The organism is Streptomyces globisporus C-1027, assembly GCF_000261345.2.
GTDB classification, from domain to species: domain Bacteria; phylum Actinomycetota; class Actinomycetes; order Streptomycetales; family Streptomycetaceae; genus Streptomyces; species Streptomyces pakalii.
The window spans coordinates 4,958,811-4,977,103 of sequence record NZ_CP013738.1 but is presented as its reverse complement, the minus strand read 5'-3'; the positions used below and the strand labels follow the sequence as shown (position 1 = coordinate 4,977,103).

The window sequence follows — 18,293 nt, the reverse complement described above, 5'->3', positions numbered from 1 at the left end:
CCGCACCCGATCACGGGGTGCGGCCCTCGCGGCAGGTCCGGCGACGGCAGCCCGGTCAGTCGCCCCGTACGCCCGGGATCGTCGCCGGCTCCGGTGTCGTGCGCTCCATCACCACGAAGCTGCCGCCCCGGTGCTTGAGCCGGTAGCGCGCCTCGGGGTGCAGCTGCTCGGCGTACGCCACCGGGTCCTGGATCGGGCGGGACCAGCCGAAGTCCAGGTTGATGGCGACGATGTCGGGTGCGGTACCCGGGGCTCCGCCGACCCAGTAGACGGTGCGGTCGGAGGTGAGGTGGGCCATGAGTGTGATGTCCGTCTCGACCCGCGACCCGGCCGGGATGGCGTCCAGCGCCGCCCGGGCCGCCTGGCTGCGGGCGTCGTCGGTCCGGTAGGTCTCCGGGCGCAGCAGATCGCGCAGCGGCAGGTGCTGGGTCATCGCGACGGCGATCGCGGCGGCGACGGGCACGGCGACCTTCGCGTACGAGGCGAGCCAGGGGCGGTGCGATCCGCGGCTGCGGCGGACGCCGTCGGCCAGCGCGAGGAAGAGCACCGGCATGAGGATCGCGCTGTAGTGCCAGACCATGCCCCAGTGGTTGCTGTCCTGCGAGAGCAGCCGCCACCCGAGCGTCGGAACGATCAGCAGGGTCAGCGGTGAACGCAGCGCCATGAACGCGGTGATGCCGATCAGGAAGACCAGCATCTCGATCTTGACGGAGGAGTTGAGGACGCCGAGGACGGAGTCCAGCATCGAGACGTCCTGCTCGCCGTTCTTGTCGATCTTCGTCCAGTAGTCGTAGCGGCCGGCGCTGCTGGCCGCCGGGATGAGGACGACGAGGGTGACGGCGAAGGCGGCGACCCCGAACGCGGCGAGCAGCGCGCCCTGGAGGCGGCGGCCGTACACGAAGAGCAGGAAGCCGACGACGGCGACGGTCGCGCCGAGGTCCTCCTTGACCAGGACGAGCGGGAGCGACCAGAGCAGGGCGGCCGTGTACCGCTTCAGGAGCAGGGCCCGGCAGACGAGGGCCAGCAGCGGTACGGCGAACGCGATCTCGTGGAAGTCGGCCTTCACCGCCTCCTGGATGCCCCAGGAGAGTCCGTAGGCGACGGTGACGCAGAGCCCGGAGCGCCCGCCGAGGATCTGCTGGGTGGTGCGGCCGACGATGACCGCGCCCAGGGCGAACAGCGCGGCCTGGGCGAACAGCAGGGATGTGGCGGACGGCCAGATCCAGTACAGCGGGGCGAGCAGCGCCACGATCGGGGAGAAGTGGTCGCCGAGGATCAGATAGCCGGGGCCCTTGATGTCGACGACCGGCGCGTCGAACCCGGCGTACGCCCGGACCTCCTGCTCGAAGATCCCCAGGTCCCAGGAGGGCGAGCCGAAGCGGGCGTACTGGAAGTACGCGTAGAGGAAGTAGAGCGCGCACAGGATCGCGCCGGCGATGAGGTACGGGCGCAGGGGTACGCGGTCGGCGGCGGCGTCCGGGCCCGTGCTCGGGGAGTCGCCTGCCGGGCGGGTGTCCGGGGCGGCGTCGGGCCCCGGGTCCTGGGCGGGCAGGCGTCCCGGCTCCGACCGGTCCGTTCCACTCTTGTTCAGCTCAAGCACGGTGACTGTCCCTGCTGGGGATTGCTACGGCCGTGTCATTAGAACAGAGCGGGGAGCGGATTCCGTACGGCGGACACCGCGGCGGCCGCACCCCCGGGAAGGGGGGCGGCCGCCGTCGGACACCGGGGCGATCAGTGGAAGAAGTGGCGCGTTCCCGTGAAGTACATGGTCACGCCCGCCTTCTGCGCGGCCTCGATCACCAGCTCGTCGCGGACGGATCCGCCGGGCTGGACGACGGCCTTGATCCCGGCGGCCGTGAGGATCTCCAGGCCGTCGGGGAAGGGGAAGAACGCGTCGGACGCGGCGTACGAACCGGTGGCCCGCTCGGCGCCCGCCCGCTCGACGGCGAGCTTGGCGGAGTCGACCCGGTTGACCTGTCCCATGCCGACGCCGACCGAGGCGCCGTCCTTGGCGAGCAGGATCGCGTTGGACTTGACCGCGCGGCTCGCCTTCCAGGCGAAGGCCAGCTCCTTCAGCTCGGCTTCGGAGAGCGCGTCGCCGGTGGCGAGCGTCCAGTTGGCCGGGTCGTCGCCGTCGGCCTGGAGGCGGTCGGCGACCTGGAGCAGCGCACCGCCGTCGATCGGCTTGACCTCGAACGCGGCGGCGGGGGCCTCGGGGGCGCGCAGCACGCGGATGTTCTTCTTGCGGGCCAGCACCTCCACGGCGCCGTCCTCGTAGGCCGGGGCGACGATGACCTCGGTGAAGATCTCCGCGACCTGCTCGGCCAGCTCGACCGTCACGGGGCGGTTGACGGCGATGACGCCGCCGAACGCGGAGAGCGGGTCGCAGGCGTGCGCCTTGCGGTGCGCCTCGGCGACGTCGGCGCCGATCGCGATGCCACACGGGTTGGCGTGCTTGATGATCGCGACGCAGGGCTCGGCGTGGTCGTACGCGGCGCGGCGGGCGGCGTCGGTGTCCGTGTAGTTGTTGTAGGACATCTCCTTGCCGTGCAGCTGCTCGGCCTCGGCGAGGCCGCCGTCGCCGGAGGTGTAGAGCGCGGCGGGCTGGTGCGGGTTCTCGCCGTAGCGCAGGACGTTCTTGCGGGCGAAGGTGTCGCCCAGGAACTCCGGGAGGCCCGAGTCGTCGGCGGCCGCGTAGTCGTCCGCGAACCAGGAGGCGACGGCCACGTCGTAGGCGGCGGTGTGCTGGAACGCCTCGGCGGCCAGCCGCTTGCGGGCGGTCAGGTCGAAGCCGCCGGCCTGCACGGCAGCGAGGACGTCCGCGTACCGCTCGGGGCTCGTGACGACGGCCACGGAGGGGTGGTTCTTGGCGGCGGCGCGGACCATCGAGGGGCCGCCGATGTCGATCTGCTCGACGCACTCGTCGTCGGAGGCGCCCGAGGCGACCGTCGCCTTGAACGGGTAGAGGTTGACCACGACCAGGTCGAAGGGCTCGACGCCCAGCTCGGCCAGCTGCTCGCGGTGGGCGTCGAGGCGCAGGTCGGCGAGGATACCGGCGTGGACGCGGGGGTGCAGCGTCTTGACGCGGCCGTCCAGGCACTCGGGGAAGCCGGTGAGCTCCTCGACCTTGGTGACCGGGACTCCGGCGGCGGCGATCTTCCCGGCGGTGGAGCCGGTGGAGACGAGTTCGACGCCCGCCTCGTGCAGACCGCGGGCGAGGTCTTCGAGCCCCGTCTTGTCGTAGACACTGACCAGGGCGCGGCGGATGGGCTTATTCACCGACATGACCGAGATGAACCTTTCGTCCCTCAATGCGATGGCCGTCACGGGCGATCCGCCCCACGGCCTCGACGAGCAGCGAGCGCTCGACTTCCTTGATGCGTTCGTGGAGGGCGGCTTCGCCCTCCGGGGTGTCCTCCTCGGTCACCTCGACCACGCCCTGCGCGATGATCGGACCGGTGTCGACACCGTCGTCGACGAAGTGGACGGTGCAGCCCGTGACCTTGACGCCGTACGCGAGTGCGTCACGCACTCCGTGGGCGCCGGGGAAGCTGGGCAGCAGGGCGGGGTGGGTGTTGACGGTCCGGCCGCCGAAGGCGGCGAGGAACGCCGGGCCGACGATCTTCATGAAACCGGCGGAGACGACGAGGTCGGGACGGTGCGCGGCGACCTGTGCGGCGAGCGCCTCGTCCCACTCGGCGCGGCTCGCGTGGTCCTTGACCCGGCACACGAACGTGGGGATTCCGGCCCGCTCCGCACGCTCCACGCCACCGGTCCCGAAGCGGTCCGCGCCGACCGCGACGATCCGCGCCCCGTACCCCTCGGGGTCGTCGCCGATGGCGTCGAGGAGCGCCTGGAGATTCGTACCGGATCCGGAGACCAGCACGACCAGCCGGGCGGGAGAGGCGGGGGTGGGCGGGGAGGCCACGTCGGGGCCCTTTCTCACGTGATGACCGCGTGATGACGCAGGTGCGGCATGCTCTTTGTAGGGTCGTACGAAGGAATCGCCTCGCCCGATACGGGGAACCCTACGAACGGGCCGACCGTCAGCAACGATACCGGCACACCCGACGGCCCCCACGGGACGGGGGCGTGACCGGGAGGTAGCGTCAGGGGACAGCGAGCCGTCCACCGGGCGGACGAACCGTCCTTCGGGCGGACATGACGAGATGGGGAAGACGTTCACCACATGCCGGACCGACGCCGTCGCACCGCCTTCCGCTTCCCCCGTCCGGAGCGGTCCGCTCTGCTGATGCGGGAACGCCAGTCCTCGTCGCCGGACTCCGGGTCCGCCGGGAAGTCGCCGGACTCCGGGTCCGCCGGGCAACCGCAGGAGGACAACCCCTTCGCCGCGCCGCCCGCCGACCGGCCGGACCAGCCGTGGCAGCCGCGCCGTCCCTCCGGGTCCCAGGGCCAGGGTTCGGACGAACAGGACGAGAACGGCTCCGGCTCCGGCGGGGACCGCCCGGCCTGGGGCAGCCAGTGGAGCGACCGGCAGCCCGGCCGGGGCAACGGCGGCTTCGGCGGCCGCCCCGGCGGGAACGGCGCGGGCGGCCCGGGAGGCAAGGGCGGCAACGACCGCGGCCCGGGCGGACTGCGCTGGGACCCCACGGATCCCGCACAGCGGCGCGCCCGTTACGCGGTGCTCGGCGGTATGTGGGCCTTCTTCTTCGCCCTCTTCGACTTCCCGGAGATCGCCCTGCTGCTGGGCGCGCTCGCGACGTACTGGGCGATCAGCGCGCTCCGTACGCCGCTGAAGAACGCGTCCGCCACGGACCGTACGGCGGTGGACGGAGGCTCGGCGGGTACGGCCGCGAACCCTGCCGCGCCCGGCTCGCCCGCGAACCCCGCCGCCCCTGCCCCGCCGTCGAACGTCAGCAGCAGGCAGCAGACCACGGCGGCGGTCGGCGGCCTGGTGACCGCGCTGCTGGCGCTGCTCATCGTGGCGACGTCGTACACCGTGCAGCTGGTCTACCGCGACTACTACACGTGCGTGGACGACGCCCTGACCAAGTCCGCCTCGGTGGCCTGCAACGACAAGCTGCCGAAGCCGCTGGAGCCGTTCTTCGGCGTCAAGGAGTAGCTCCCGGTCCGTCCGGGTCCGCCGCACGGCGGTCCGGAACGGGATCGGTGCGATCGGCTCGGTCGGTCCGGCCTGCGTGGTCGGCCGTGCGCTCGGCGGGGAAGTCGGCCATCAGGCCGCCGGAGCCCTGCTTCAGGGAGGCCCAGCGGGCCTCCCTGTTCTCTTTCCCGTGCCACGGGCCGTCCTTCTCGTGCCACGGGTCGGTCGGCAGGAAGTCGTACGGCTCGAAGCCGGAGGCCGCTTCGGGGGCCGGTCCTGGGGACGGTACGGAGGAGGCGGCCGGTGACGCCGGAGCACCCGGCCCCGCCCGGCCGCTCTCGCCCGCCGCCGCGCGCCGCCCCCGCCAGGGCGCCCACCACCGGCGGGGACGCCCGGCACCGTCGCCCTCCCCCTCTTGCTCTTCCTCTCGCTCTTCCTCTTCCTCTTCGTCCGTGGCCGCCTCGGCCACCGGGAGCCCGTCCGCTTCCTGTACGTCCCTGCGCCAGGCCCAGCCCGGGGTGCGCAGCCGCCACAGGCGCATCAGCAGGGCCGCCGGTACGCCGATGACGGCGGTCCACACCAGCGCCGCCGGGCCGGTCAGCCACCACACCGGGCCGAACTCGCTCAGCGCCCCCGTACCGATCGGCCCGCCGGCCACCGTCGTGAGCAGCGCCGTCCCCGCACCGCACCCGAGCGCGGCGAGCAGCGTCACCAGCACCGTCTCGCGCGGGCTCCAGGCCCGGGCGCGGGGCGCGTCGGCGGGCGCGGCCCTGCGTACGGCGAACCAGGCGACCGCCAGCGCCGCCGCCACCGGCACCGCGAGGGCCGCCCAGTTCGGCAGGGCGCCCGCACCCTGGTCCGGCACCGCCGCCAGCAGGGGGAAGCGGGGCAGCGCGGGGGTTCCGTCGAGGGCCAGCGGGGTGGCGGTGGCTCCCGTACCGAGCGAGAAGCCGGGGCCGAGCCCGTACGCCGCCCCCCACAGCGCGGCGTTCGGCACGAGCGCGGCGGCCAGCAGGAGGACGGCGATCCGCCCCGACCAGTCGCCCGCGAGACCGAGGAACGCGTCCTGGGCCGGACCCGCGTTCCGCCCGAGCGCCACCGCGACCAGCAGCGCACCGCCCCCGAGCAGCATCGTCAGGCCCGCCGCCGCCGACCGGAACGCGGCCTCGGCCCGACGGCGGAAGAGCGTTCGCGCGACCGCTTCCTGGACCGCCAGGGGCGACCAGGACGGCGCGGGCCCGAACGGCCGCCCGGCCGCCGTCCACACCCCGGCGGCCGCCGCACCGGCCACCACCAGCGCCACGGGGAACGCCAGGGTGTCCGGGTCCGCGTACAGCGGGCCGCCCCGCGCGTAGGCCGCCGCGCCCGCGACGACCAGCAGATATCCCGCCGTCACCGCGCAGAACGCGCCCGCCCGCGAGGGCCCGGCCGCCCCGTCCCGCGCGTCTTCATTCCGTTCTTCCTGCGGCTCCGCCGCATCGCGGGCCGCTCGGTGCGCCAGCCAGACCGGGCCCATCGCGAGCAGCAGCGGGACCATGCCGACAGGCGCGGGTACGCCGCTCAGGGTGTCGGGCCGCACGAGCCCGGCGCCGTGCGCGAGCAGCCAGACCCCGGCCGCCGCGCGCAGCGCCCCACCCGGTCCGCTGTCCGGGTACGGGGAGCTGATCCACACCACCATGACCAGCACCGTCAGCGATCCGAGGCCGAGCCCGGCGGCGAGGACGCCCTTCACCAGGGCGGAGACCAGGTCGAGGGTGCGGTTCCGTCGCACCGTCACCTTCGGGGTCCGTTGCGTCATTTGGGTCACGCGGCCCATGCTGCCAACGACACGCGCTTATTTCGCGTAACGCGCGAACAGCCGCTGTGTCGCTCAATATACGTTTATGTACTTTTTCACCCAGCGCGGTGCTGCCGGGGGTCGTCCATGACCCGGAGCACGACCGACGAGGCCGCCGTGCCGCCGCTGCCCTCCCCCAAGGAGCGCCGCAGACTGCGCGAGGCGAAATCGTTGAGCGAGGAGGAGGTGGCGGCGGCGGTCGGCGTCACGCGCGCCACCGTGCGCTCCTGGGAGACGGGGCGCGCGAGCCCGCGCGGCCGCAAGTGCGCGCTGTACGCCAAGCTCATCGCCCCCGAACCGGCGGTGAAGCCCCCGGCGGTGAAGCCCGAGGCAGTGAAGCTCCCGGTCGTGACCACGGAGGCGGCGGCAGCGGTGGCGGTCCCGGAGGCGATCGACCTGCCCGAGGCCTCACCCGTGCCCGAGGCCCCGCCTGCAGCGCCACCCGCCGATCCGCCCCCGGTCTCGGACACCGGCCCCGGCGCGGTGGCGGCCGACGACCGGAGCCGCACGGGAGAGGTCCCCGTTCGGCCGAGCGGCACGGCGGAGGCGCCCGACGAGCGGCGCGTCTCCCCCGCCGAGGCGTTCGACGAGTTGTACGCCCGCACCGCCCCCGGCCTCGTCCGGCAGGCCTATCTGCTGACCGGCCGCCGCACCCTGGCCCGCGAGTCCGTCGAGCGCGCCTTCGAACTGGCCTGGCAGCGCTGGCCCGAGGTGGCCGTCGACCGGGACCCGGCCGGCTGGGTGCGCGCGGCGGCGTACGAGTACGCGATGTCGCCCTGGCACCGGCTGCGCCGCACGCACCGGCACCCCGACGCCCCGCCCACGGAGCCGGGCAAGCGGGCGCTGTTCGACGCGCTGCTCGACCTGCCCCCGGCCTACCGGCGCACGCTGCTCCTGTACGACGGGGTCGGCCTGGACCTTCCGGAGATGGCGGCCGAGACGGAGGCCAGCACCCCGGCGGCGGCGGGCCGTCTGATGACCGCCCGGGCCGCCGTCGCCGAGCGGCTCCCCGAACTGGCGGACGCCGCGCCCGCCGAGCAGTCGGCGCTGCTTCAGGACCGGCTCGGCGGCCTGGCCCGCGCCGAGCACGTACCCGTACCGCGGCCGGCCCGTGCCGTGCGCACCGGCAGCGAGAACAAGGCCAGGCTGTGGACCCGGGCCGCCGTCGCGGGCGTCGCGCTGCTCATCGCCGTGACCGGGCTGACCCTGCACACCGCGCCCACCCACTACGAGCAGCCGATCTCGCCGCCCGAACGGGTCGGGGGCGTACCGCCGCGCGGTGGTCCGCAGAAGCTCACCGCGCAGGATCTGAAGCTGCAGAAGTCGCTGAGCGAGCAACTGGCGCACGGCCCGGAGCGGCTGGTCCCACGGCTGGAGTGAGCCGGACGGCCGGTACGTACACGAACGGCGCGGGCCCGCACCCCCTTTTCGATCAGGGGTGCGGGCCCGCGCCGTGTACGCGTGTCCCTGCGGCCTGCGTCAGGCGCCGAGGATCTCGCGCGCCAGCTTGGCGGTCTCGGTCGGCGTCTTGCCGACCTTCACGCCGGCGGCCTCCAGGGCCTCCTTCTTCGCCTGGGCGGTGCCCGAGGAGCCGGAGACGATGGCGCCGGCGTGGCCCATGGTCTTGCCCTCCGGGGCGGTGAAGCCCGCGACGTAGCCGACGACCGGCTTGGTGACGTTCGCCTTGATGAAGTCGGCGGCACGCTCCTCGGCGTCGCCGCCGATCTCGCCGATCATCACGATGAGGTCGGTGTCGGGGTCGGCCTCGAACGCCGCGAGGGCGTCGATGTGCGTCGTACCGATGACCGGGTCGCCACCGATGCCGACGGCGGAGGAGAAGCCGATGTCACGGAGCTCGTACATCATCTGGTAGGTCAGCGTGCCGGACTTGGACACGAGACCGATGCGGCCGGGCTTGGTGATGTCGCCCGGGATGATGCCGGCGTTGGACTGGCCCGGGGTGATGAGACCGGGGCAGTTCGGGCCGATGATCCGGGTCTTGTTGCCCTTCTCGTTCGCGTACGCCCAGAAGGCGGCGGAGTCGTGAACGGCGATGCCCTCGGTGATGACGACCGCGAGCGGGATCTCGGCGTCGATCGCCTCGACGACGGCGGCCTTGGAGAAGGCCGGCGGGACGAAGAGGACGGACACGTTCGCGCCGGTCTTCTCCATCGCTTCCTTGACGGAGCCGAAGACCGGTACCTCGGTGCCGTCGAAGTCGACGGACGTACCGGCCTTGCGCGGGTTGACGCCACCGACGATGTTGGTGCCGTCACCGAGCATGAGCTTGGTGTGCTTCATGCCCGTGGCGCCGGTCATCCCCTGGACGATGACCTTGCTGTCCTTGGTGAGGAAGATAGCCATGGTGTTGGAGTCCCTCGTCCCTTACTTCGCAGCCGCGGCGAGCTCGGCGGCCTTGTCGGCCGCGCCGTCCATGGTGTCCACGCGCTGCACGAGCGGGTGGTTGGCATCGGAGAGGATCTTGCGACCCAGCTCCGCGTTGTTGCCGTCGAGACGCACGACCAGCGGCTTCTCGACCTTCTCGCCCTTGGACTCGAGCAGCGCGAGCGCCTGCACGATGCCGTTGGCGACCTCGTCGCAGGCGGTGATGCCACCGAAGACGTTGACGAAGACGGACTTGACGTCCGGGTCGCCGAGGATGATCTCCAGGCCGTTCGCCATGACCTCGGCGGAGGCGCCGCCACCGATGTCGAGGAAGTTGGCGGGCTTCACGTTGCCGTGGTTCTCACCGGCGTACGCGACGACGTCCAGGGTCGACATGACCAGGCCGGCGCCGTTGCCGATGATGCCGACCTCGCCGTCGAGCTTGACGTAGTTGAGGTTCTTGGCCTTGGCGGCAGCCTCGAGCGGGTTGGCTGCGTCCTTGTCCTCCAGAGCCTCGTGCTCCGGCTGGCGGAAGTCGGCGTTCTCGTCGAGCGAGACCTTGCCGTCCAGCGCCAGGATGCGGCCGTCCTTGGTCTTCACCAGCGGGTTGACCTCGACGAGGAGCGCGTCCTCGGCGACGAAGGTCTCCCACAGGGTCACCAGGGCCTCGGCGACACCCTCGGCCACGTCGGCCGGGAACTTCGCCTGGGCCACGATCTCGCGGGCCTTGACGATGTCCACGCCGGAGTTGGAGTCGACCGGGACCTTCGCGAGGGCCTCGGGGGTCTTCTCCGCGACCTCCTCGATGTCCATGCCGCCCTGCACCGAGGCCATGGCCAGGAAGGTGCGGTTGGTGCGGTCGAGGAGGTACGAGACGTAGTACTCCGCCTCGATCTCCGGGGACAGCTCGGCGATCATCACCTTGTGGACCGTGTGGCCCTTGATGTCCATACCGAGAATGTCCGTCGCCCGGGCGACGGCCTCGTCGGCGTCGCCGGCCAGCTTGACGCCGCCGGCCTTGCCGCGGCCGCCGACCTTCACCTGTGCCTTGACGACAGACTTGCCGCCCAGCTTCTCGGTCGCCTCGCGGGCTGCCTCAGGCGTGTCGATGACTTCACCGGCCAGCACCGGTACACCGTGCTTGGCGAAGAGGTCCCTCGCCTGGTACTCGAACAGGTCCACGCGCGTCCGTCCCTTTTAGTGGTCTCGCGGTTCGTTCTTCTGCGTGGGCGTGCCGCGAAGGGCAACGTGACTGCGCTGTCACTAGGGAGGCATACACGGTGTCCGCGTACGCGGCATGTCCATCCGGCAGGTTATCCCCGCGCTCCGCGTGACCCTAAATCGCAGATCACACCTGAGCGGTGATAACGGTCACAGAGGGTGGCCCTGCCCGGCCCCCGGACGGGGCTCGCCGGAGGTCGGGAAGGGCTGTGGGGGCACCGGAGCACCCGGCCCGGGTCCCCTGGGGCCGGTGTACTCCGGTGCAGTGAATCGCTACGGCGCGTGCGCCGTGTGCGCCCCGCTCGTTCGTTACCGCCCGGGCACCGCGTCCGTGACGAAGGACGGGGTGACCGAGGTGAGGCCCTGGGCGCCGGTGGCCGCGTCGGCGACGGCGGGACGGGCGTCCTCGCGGACCGTGTCCGTCAGACCGCCCGCGAACGGCCGGGCCTGCGCCCCGACGCCCTCGGCCAGCGGCTGCACCCGGGTGGTGACCCCCTGGGCGAACGGCGCGACCGCGTCGCCGGTCAGTCCCTGCGCGAGCGGCTGCACCTCGGACGCGACGCCCTCGGCGAACGGCACGGCCGCACCGGTGACGCCGTACGCCAGCGGCTGGACCTCGGTCGTGACGCCCTGCACGAAGGGGGCCGCGGCGTCGCCGACGACTCCCTGGGCGAACGGCCCGACCTCGCCGACGACACCCTGCGCGAGCGTGCCGACGTCGCCGACCGCCTGCCTGACGACCGGGACGGCGACACCGACCGCGCCCGCGGCGAGCGGAGGCAGCACGGAGTCGGACGTCTGCTCGACGACGGGCCCGGCCTCGGCCAGCGCACCCTGGACGGCGGCCGGCACCTGGCTCTGCGCGTAGCCCGGGATCTGCTCGATCGGCCCGAAGAGGTAGTCGATCTCGTCGGCCGGCGCCGCGGGGACGCGCACGTCGGGGAACCGGGCGTCGGGGAGGCCCGCTTCGGGGATGCCCGCGTCGGGGAGCTGGGCGTCAGGGATCTGCGCGTCGGGGATCTGCGCGTCGGGGAGGTGACCTGCTCCGGGCACCTGCTGTACGTCACCGAGCTCCGGGACCTCGGCGGTCTGCGGGAACTCCGGGGCCTGCGGCGCGCGCACCTGCGACGGGAGGCTGTCCCGCACGTCGGCCGCACCGGCGCCCTCGACCGCCTCGACCGCCTCGGTCGCCTTGTTCCCGGCCTTCGTCAGCGTGCCCTTGACGTCGCCGGCACGGTCGACGGCCTTGGCGTCGGTGACGGCCTTGACGTCCTTGACCGCCTTGGCGTCGGTGACGTCCTCGACGACGTCCGTCGCGTCGGAGGTCTCGGCCCCCAGGTCCGGGGTGGACAGCGGTACGGACACGGGCAGCTCGGCCGCGCTCGCCGCGGCGGTGCCGAGTGCCCACATACCGGTGGCGGTGGCGGCGACGGCTATGGATCGGCGCATGTTCTTGTGCATGGGTGTGTCAGATCCTTCGAAGATGTTCGGCTGTCCGGAGGATTCGTCCGGACGCGGGCAGACCTGTTCCGCCCCCGCGCGGCAGGTCGAGGCGGGGGAACGGCCTGCCCTAGCCGGGGAATTCGAGGATCTCGCCGGATCTGCAGGTGATCGGGGCGGCGGTCGCGGGGAGCCCGGCTCCCCGGACGAGCGCGGCGTAGGGAGAGCCCGGGACGGAGGCCGCGTGCAGGTCGCCGCCGCGCGGCCCCTGCGCATCGGCCACCACCGTGCGCGCGAGGTCGCCGCAGGGGGCGAACGGCCCACGGTCCCGCGTGGGCGGGAGCGCCGGCGTGGGCGCGGAGAGCTGCGCGTGCCCGGCGTCCGGCGTGCCGGACCGGTCCGGCACGGCCGGGGCGAGGCCCGGTGCCCCGGCGCTCCGGTCCTGGCCGGCCGCGTGCTCGGCCGAGGCGTCCGCGCCGGTGCCGCCCGGTGTGGTGGAGCCCTCGGCATCACGGCCGGCGCCCGGAACGGACGGTGCCGGCGCACCCGGTGCGTCCGGGTCACCGCCGGGCACGGGCAGCACGGAGAGGAGCGGAGGGAGCCCCGGCAGGGACGCCACCAGCGGCCGCACTTCCCCGGCGATCCGGTCGACGGCGTCGCCTGCTCCCCCGACCACGGGGGCTACGAAGTCGACGGGTTCCGTGGCCGGTGCCACGGAAGCGGAAAGGGCCGCGGTCGCCTTCCGTGCGGTCTCGGGCTGCGCGGGACGGTGCTGCGTCGGCCCGTCCCGTACGGGCCGGTGCTGCGCGGCCTGGTCGGCGACCGGCTCGACGGGCGGTGCTTCCACCGGTTCCACGACCTGATCGGCGACCGGGTCCACGACCTGGTCCGCTGTGTCCGCGACCGGGTCCACACCCGTGTCGGCGACCCGGCGAACCGGAGGCTCGACTGCCGTCCGGGCGAGGTCCTCAGGAACCGTGCTCTCCCGAACCGCGCCCTCCCGAACCGCTTCCTTCGGCACGACGTCCGCCACGGAGGCGGTGAGCCCGCCCGGTTCCGGACGCTCCTGGGCTTCCGCGCGGCCGCCCGCGAGAAGCCCCAGGGCGAGCAGCCCGCCGAGGAACAGCACCACCTGTACCGCGCGACGCCCCGCCGTGCCGCGCGCCGGGCGCGGATCGACGGCTGCGCGGGCAGCGGCGGTTGCGGTCACCTCGGGTGGGCTCCTGGTTCGCAGGCGGGTGGCGGCGGAGGGCGTCGGAGGGCGGCGGAATGCGCCCCTCCGCGAACGACGGTGTCGATGCTTGCACGAGCCCGTGGGGGTCACGCAAGTCCCTGGCTACGGTTGGTACTCCTTGTCCGGTATGGGCAGTGGCCTCTTCTCGATCGCCGCCGCCATGACGTCCGGGAAGAGATCCGGCGTACAGGCGAACGCGGGTGCGCCCAGCGCTCCGAGCGCCGCCGCGTGCTCGTGGTCGTACGCCGGTGCTCCCTCGTCGGAGAGGGCGAGCAGCGTCACGAACTGCACGCCGGACGCCTTCATCGCGGCGACCCGCTTGAGCATCTCGTCGCGTATGCCGCCCTCGTAGAGGTCGCTGATGAGGACGACGACGGTGTCCGCGGGGCGGGTGATCCTCGACTGGCAGTAGGCGAGCGCCCGGTTGATGTCGGTGCCGCCGCCGAACTGGGTGCCGAAGAGGACGTCGACCGGGTCGTCGAGCTGGTCCGTGAGGTCGACGACCGCCGTGTCGAAGACGACGAGCCGGGTGGAAAGGGTGCGCATGGAGGCGAGCACCGCCCCGAAGACCGAGGCGTAAACGACGGACGCGGCCATCGAGCCCGACTGGTCGACGCACAGGACGATGTCCTTCTTGGCGGACCGGGAGGAGCGGCCGTAACCGATGAGGCGCTCCGGCACGACCGTGCCCGAAGGCGTCACCCCCGTCGCCCCTGTATCCCCGGCCGTCGTCGCGGCGTCCGGCGCCGGGAGCGTCAGGTAGTTCTTGAGGTTGGCCCGGATGGTGCGGTCCCAGTCGATGTCCCGGTGGCGGGGCCGGCTGATCCGCGCCGAGCGGTCCAGGGCCCCGGTCAGGGTGGCCCTGGTGCGGCTCTCCAGCCTCCTCTCCAGGTCCTCGACGACCTTGCGGACGACGGCGCGTGCGGTCTCCTTCGTCGTCTCGGGCATCGCCTTGTTGAGGGAGAGCAGCGTGCCGACGAGATGGACGTCCGGCTCGACCGCCTCCAGCATCTCCGGCTCCAGCAGCAGGGCCGACAGGCCGAGCCGGTCGATCGCGTCGCGCTGCATGACCTGGACGACGGAGCTGGGGAAGTAGGTCCGGATGTCGCCGAGCCAGCGGGCGACGGAGGGCGCCGACGCGCCGAGCCCGGCCGAACGCCCGCGGGTGCCGCGGCCGTTGGGCTTCTTCCCGGCGCCCCCGCCGTACAGCGCGTCCAACGCACCTTCCATGGCCGCGTCCTGGCCCGTGAGGGTGCGTCCCGTGCTGTCGGCGCTGTCGGCCCCGAGCACCATCCGCCAGCGCCGCAGCCGTTCGGCGTCGGGCGGGGTGTGCGAGGCCGTGGCCGTCCGTTCCGTCGTCCGTTCCGTGGTCTCCCCCGGCGTCTGGCTCATCGGGTCCGTCCTCGTGGTCGTCCGGGCCGTGGTCGCCCTGCTCGTGGTCGTCCTGGTCGTCGTCATACGGCCGCCTCCACGGGCTCGGGCGGGCGGCCGAGCAGCAGGCGCAGCACCGGTTCGACCGCGTCGGCCCTGGCCGGGTCGAGACCGGGGCCGAAGCCTCCGGTCGCCGGGGCGGCGTATTCGCGGCGGGCGCCCTCGGGGACGGGGCCGCGGCGGACCAGCTCGCCGAGGGTGCGCCGCACGCCCGTTTCGTACGCGGAGAACGTGCGGCGCAGCAGCGGCAGCACATCGGTGAACTGGTCGGCGGGGACACCGGTCAGCCAGGCGTCGACGAGGCCGAGCAGCCGCTCGTCGTGGACCAGCAGCATGCCGCCGCCCGACGCTCCGCCGACGAACCCCTCGATCCAGGCGGCGGCGTCGGCGGGCGGGGTGCCGGGCGAGAGCGCCAGGCCCATCAGCCGGGCCGCCTCGTGCTCCGCCAGCCGTCCTTCGTCCAGGAGCAGCCGGGTGGCCCGGCCTCTGATGACTCCGGCGACCGCGTCCCGGGCGGCCAGCTTGTGCAGGACGGCGTCCCAGCGCCCCCGCAGCCCCGTGCCCGGCTCCGCCCCCGTCTCCAGCAGGCCGATCGCCCCGTGCACCGCCTCGACCTGGCCGCGCAACGCCTCGGCGCCGTCCGGATCGAGGCCGGTGCAGGCGGGCGGCAGGCCGACGCAGATCCGCTCGGCGAGCCCGGCGGCGACCTCTGCGAGCGCCGCCGTGTCCGTGGAGCGCACGTCCCCGTACCGCAGGGAGCGGGACAGGGCGGGCAGCGCGTCCGCGAGGTGGCCGACGTCCGCGTCGAGTGCGGCCCGGTCGGCGAGGGCCTTCATCACGACGGGCAGCGCGTCGGGCAGTTCGGCCAGGAGGCAGTGCTCGGCGAGTGCCGTGACGTCGGCCAGCGCGGTCGCCGCCACGGCCTGCGACGCGGCCTTGGCGGTGGCGGCGTTGAGCACGGTCGTGCCCCACACCCCGGCCTCCGCGACCCGGACGTGCAGTTCCGGTTCCCAGCGCAGCCGCCAGCTCTCCCGGAAGGTGCCGGTGCTGCCCCGCCCCGCGACCGGGTCGCCCCAGCCGACGTCGAGGAGGCGCAGCCGGTGCAGGAGGCGGCTGCGCGCGGCGTCGGTGTCCTTGCGCAGGTCGAGGTCCAGCTCGCGTTCCGACGCCTCCGGCTTGAGCCGGAGGGTGCGCTGGCTGCGGGTCAGGTCCCGTTGCAGTGGGACGGCCGGGGCGGTGTCCGGCACCTCGCCGAGGCTCTCGCCGACGATCAGCCGGTCCCGGACGAGGGTGAGCGGGACGTCGGACCCCTCGCACATGACGGCCCGCACGGCGTCGGTCGTCTCGCCCAGGCCGGCCAGCGGGCGGCCCCGGAGGGCGGCGAGCGTCTCGGCCAGCCGGACGGCCTCGATGACATGGGCGGTCGAGACGAACCGGTCCTCGCCGCGCAGCAGTCCGGCGACCTTGGTCATCCAGCGCTCGATCGGCCGGTCGGCCGCTTCGAAGAGGTGCCCGTACCAGCCGGGCGAGTCGATCCCGGCCCCGTATCCGCTCCGCCGGGCGAGGCGGCGGTGGGTCCACGGCACCCAGGTCAGATCCGTTTTGACCTTCGGGAGGCCCTTGAGCAGGGCACGGTCGGCGGCGAGGGTGGTGCGCGCGGCGAGAGCGGGGACGTGCCAGGCGCCGCAGACGACGGCGACGCCGTCCCCGAACTCCTTGCGCGCGGTACGCAGCTGGATCCGCATGTACGCCTCGCGCACCGCGTCACGCGGCTGCCCGCCGTCGCCGTACGCCTCGCGGAGCGCGCCCATGGCCTCCGCCAGCGCGCCGAACGGGGCGAGGGCGTCGCCGGGCGCACCCTCGGAGGGTGCAGCACCGCCATCGGTCTCTCCGGTGGGTGCGCGGTGTTCGACGACGTCCTCCCACCAGCGCTCGGGATCGTCGTATCCGGCGGTCTCGGCGAGCACCCGGACCGGGTCGACGACCGGCGTGATCTCCTCCACCTCTGCTGCGCGTTCCGGCCCCTCCACCGGCTCCTTCGGCGCGGTTTCCTTGAGCGCGAGGGAGTGGGCGGCGGGCAGGTCGATGAAGCGGACCGGGACGTCGTGGTCGAGGGCCCAGCGGATGGCCACCCACTCGGGCGAGAACGCGGCCATCGGCCAGAAGGAGGCCCGCCCCGGATCGTCCACGGCGTGCGCGAGCAGCGCGACGGGCGGACGCATGTGCGGGTCGGCGGCCAGGGGCAGCAGCGCGTCGCCCTCGGGCGGACCCTCGATGAGGACGGCGGCCGGGCGGGCCGCCCGGAGCGCGGCGAGGACCGCGCGGGCCGACCCGGGGCCGTGGTGCCGCACCCCCAGGAGCCAGGGCCCGGCGGCCGGTCCGGTCGTGGTGCGGCCCGTCACGGCGGCAGCCACCGCCGCGCCGCTCATGCCGATACCTCGCGGCAGGCGCGGTAGAAGTCCTTCCAGCCGTCCCGCTCGCGGACCACGGTCTCCAGATACTCCTGCCAGACCACCCGGTCCGCCGCGGGGTCCCGGACGACCGCGCCGAGGATGCCGGCCGCGACGTCGCCGGGGCGCAGGACGCCGTCGCCGAAGTGGGCGGCGAGCGCGAGGCCGTTCGTGACGACGGAGATCGCCTCGGCCGTGGAGAGCGTGCCGGAGGGGGACTTGAGCTTGGTGCGCCCGTCGGTGGTCACCCCGTCGCGCAGTTCGCGGAAGACCGTCACCACGCGCCGGATCTCGGTCAGCCCTTCCGGGGCGGCGGGCAGGTCGAGCGAGCGGCCGATCTGGTCGACGCGCCGGGACACGATGTCGACCTCGGCTTCCGGGGTCTCGGGCAGGGGCAGCACCACGGTGTTGAACCGGCGGCGCAGGGCGCTGGACAGCTCGTTGACGCCGCGGTCCCGGTCGTTGGCCGTGGCGATGAGGTTGAACCCGCGGACGGCCTGGACCTCCTGGCCCAGCTCGGGGACGGGGAGCGTCTTCTCGGACAGGATCGTGATGAGCGAGTCCTGCACATCGGCGGGGATGCGGGTCAGCTCCTCGACCCGGGCGGTCATCCCCTCGGACATGGCCCGCATCAGCGGGCTGGGCACCAGGGCGTCGCGGCTGGGGCCGTGGGCCAGCAGCTGGGCGTAGTTCCACCCGTAGCGGACGGCTTCCTCGGGCGTGCCCGCGGTGCCCTGCACGAGCAGCGTCGAGTCGCCGCTGACGGCGGCTGCGAGGTGCTCCGACACCCAGGTCTTGGCCGTGCCGGGGACGCCGAGCAGGAGCAGCGCCCGGTCGGTGGCGAGCGTGGTCACGGCCACCTCGACCAGGCGGCGCGGACCCACGTACTTCGGGGTGATCACCGTCCCGTCCGGCAGGGTCCCGCCCTGCAGGTAGGTGGCGACGGCCCACGGCGACAGCCGCCAACGGGCGGGCCTGGGACGGTCGTCGGCGGCCGCGAGCGCCTTCAGCTCGTCGGCGAACGCGTCCTCCGCGTGCGGGCGCAGCGCCTGTGCGCCGGCCTCCGGCTCGACGGCCTCGGTGGTGTTGGACACGGTCATGGCTCCCCCTCCAGATCGGTCGACCTGATCTGGTTACCACCGTGCACCATGCCACTGACAACGGGCCCTGACTGCAGGTCAGAGCCCGTTGGCGAGCGGTTGCCCCCCCCCCGGAGGCCCGTCGGCCCGGTCG

The 18,293-nt window shown here is 73.7% G+C and carries 13 protein-coding genes; 2 read left to right on the top strand and 11 right to left on the bottom strand.

Going from position 1 to position 18,293, the window contains the following annotated elements; genetic code table 11:
- Positions 1 to 55 precede the first annotated feature (55 nt).
- From WQO_RS21990 to purN, 3 genes are all read right to left on the bottom strand, one after another.
- Positions 56 to 1,600, bottom strand: coding sequence for a DUF2079 domain-containing protein (locus WQO_RS21990; protein ID WP_010058649.1), 1,545 nt, complete (start codon positions 1,598 to 1,600; stop codon positions 56 to 58).
- Between the two features lie 131 nt (positions 1,601 to 1,731).
- Positions 1,732 to 3,285 (bottom strand): bifunctional phosphoribosylaminoimidazolecarboxamide formyltransferase/IMP cyclohydrolase, encoded by a 1,554-nt coding sequence (purH, locus tag WQO_RS21985; RefSeq protein ID WP_010058651.1) that lies wholly within the window; start codon positions 3,283 to 3,285, stop codon positions 1,732 to 1,734.
- Entirely contained in the window at positions 3,272 to 3,928 is a 657-nt protein-coding gene (purN, locus tag WQO_RS21980) for a phosphoribosylglycinamide formyltransferase (protein WP_010058653.1), read from the bottom strand. Before purN ends, purH begins: the two co-directional genes overlap by 14 nt.
- A gap of 261 nt (positions 3,929 to 4,189) precedes the next feature.
- Here purN and WQO_RS21975 point away from each other — a divergent pair, with 261 nt between their 5' ends.
- A complete protein-coding gene (locus WQO_RS21975) occupies positions 4,190 to 5,083 on the top strand; it encodes a hypothetical protein (RefSeq protein WP_010058655.1) in 894 nt (297 codons plus the stop codon).
- On the opposite strand, the gene WQO_RS21970 is transcribed toward WQO_RS21975, so the two are convergent.
- On the bottom strand, positions 5,073 to 6,860 hold the full coding sequence (locus WQO_RS21970) for a cell division protein PerM (protein ID WP_010058656.1): 1,788 nt from the start codon (positions 6,858 to 6,860) through the stop codon (positions 5,073 to 5,075). The two genes, WQO_RS21975 and WQO_RS21970, sit on opposite strands and share 11 nt — an antisense overlap.
- 126 nt (positions 6,861 to 6,986) lie before the next feature.
- Here WQO_RS21970 and WQO_RS21965 point away from each other — a divergent pair, with 126 nt between their 5' ends.
- A complete protein-coding gene (locus WQO_RS21965; RefSeq protein ID WP_029182106.1) occupies positions 6,987 to 8,279 on the top strand; it encodes a transcriptional regulator in 1,293 nt (430 codons plus the stop codon).
- A gap of 99 nt (positions 8,280 to 8,378) precedes the next feature.
- Here the strand turns inward: WQO_RS21965 and sucD are convergent, their stop codons facing one another.
- The 7 genes from sucD to WQO_RS21930 form a co-directional block, all read right to left on the bottom strand.
- The gene (gene sucD / locus WQO_RS21960) at positions 8,379 to 9,263 is read right to left on the bottom strand and encodes a succinate--CoA ligase subunit alpha (RefSeq protein WP_006126995.1); all 885 of its coding nucleotides are present in this window, start codon (positions 9,261 to 9,263) and stop codon (positions 8,379 to 8,381) included.
- A gap of 21 nt (positions 9,264 to 9,284) precedes the next feature.
- Positions 9,285 to 10,466 (bottom strand): ADP-forming succinate--CoA ligase subunit beta, encoded by a 1,182-nt coding sequence (gene sucC / locus WQO_RS21955; RefSeq protein WP_010058658.1) that lies wholly within the window; start codon positions 10,464 to 10,466, stop codon positions 9,285 to 9,287.
- 348 nt (positions 10,467 to 10,814) lie between these two features.
- The gene (locus tag WQO_RS21950; RefSeq protein ID WP_010058659.1) at positions 10,815 to 11,966 is read right to left on the bottom strand and encodes a hypothetical protein; all 1,152 of its coding nucleotides are present in this window, start codon (positions 11,964 to 11,966) and stop codon (positions 10,815 to 10,817) included.
- A gap of 109 nt (positions 11,967 to 12,075) precedes the next feature.
- Positions 12,076 to 13,155 (bottom strand): hypothetical protein, encoded by a 1,080-nt coding sequence (locus tag WQO_RS21945; protein ID WP_010058660.1) that lies wholly within the window; start codon positions 13,153 to 13,155, stop codon positions 12,076 to 12,078.
- Between the two features lie 126 nt (positions 13,156 to 13,281).
- Positions 13,282 to 14,637, bottom strand: coding sequence for a VWA domain-containing protein (locus tag WQO_RS21940; RefSeq protein WP_237274154.1), 1,356 nt, complete (start codon positions 14,635 to 14,637; stop codon positions 13,282 to 13,284).
- On the bottom strand, positions 14,634 to 17,039 hold the full coding sequence (locus tag WQO_RS21935) for a DUF5682 family protein (protein ID WP_010058664.1): 2,406 nt from the start codon (positions 17,037 to 17,039) through the stop codon (positions 14,634 to 14,636). Before WQO_RS21935 ends, WQO_RS21940 begins: the two co-directional genes overlap by 4 nt.
- Entirely contained in the window at positions 17,036 to 18,160 is a 1,125-nt protein-coding gene (locus tag WQO_RS21930) for an ATP-binding protein (RefSeq protein WP_010058666.1), read from the bottom strand. The genes WQO_RS21935 and WQO_RS21930 overlap by 4 nt, the downstream gene beginning before the upstream one ends.
- Between the last annotated feature and the right edge of the window lie 133 nt (positions 18,161 to 18,293).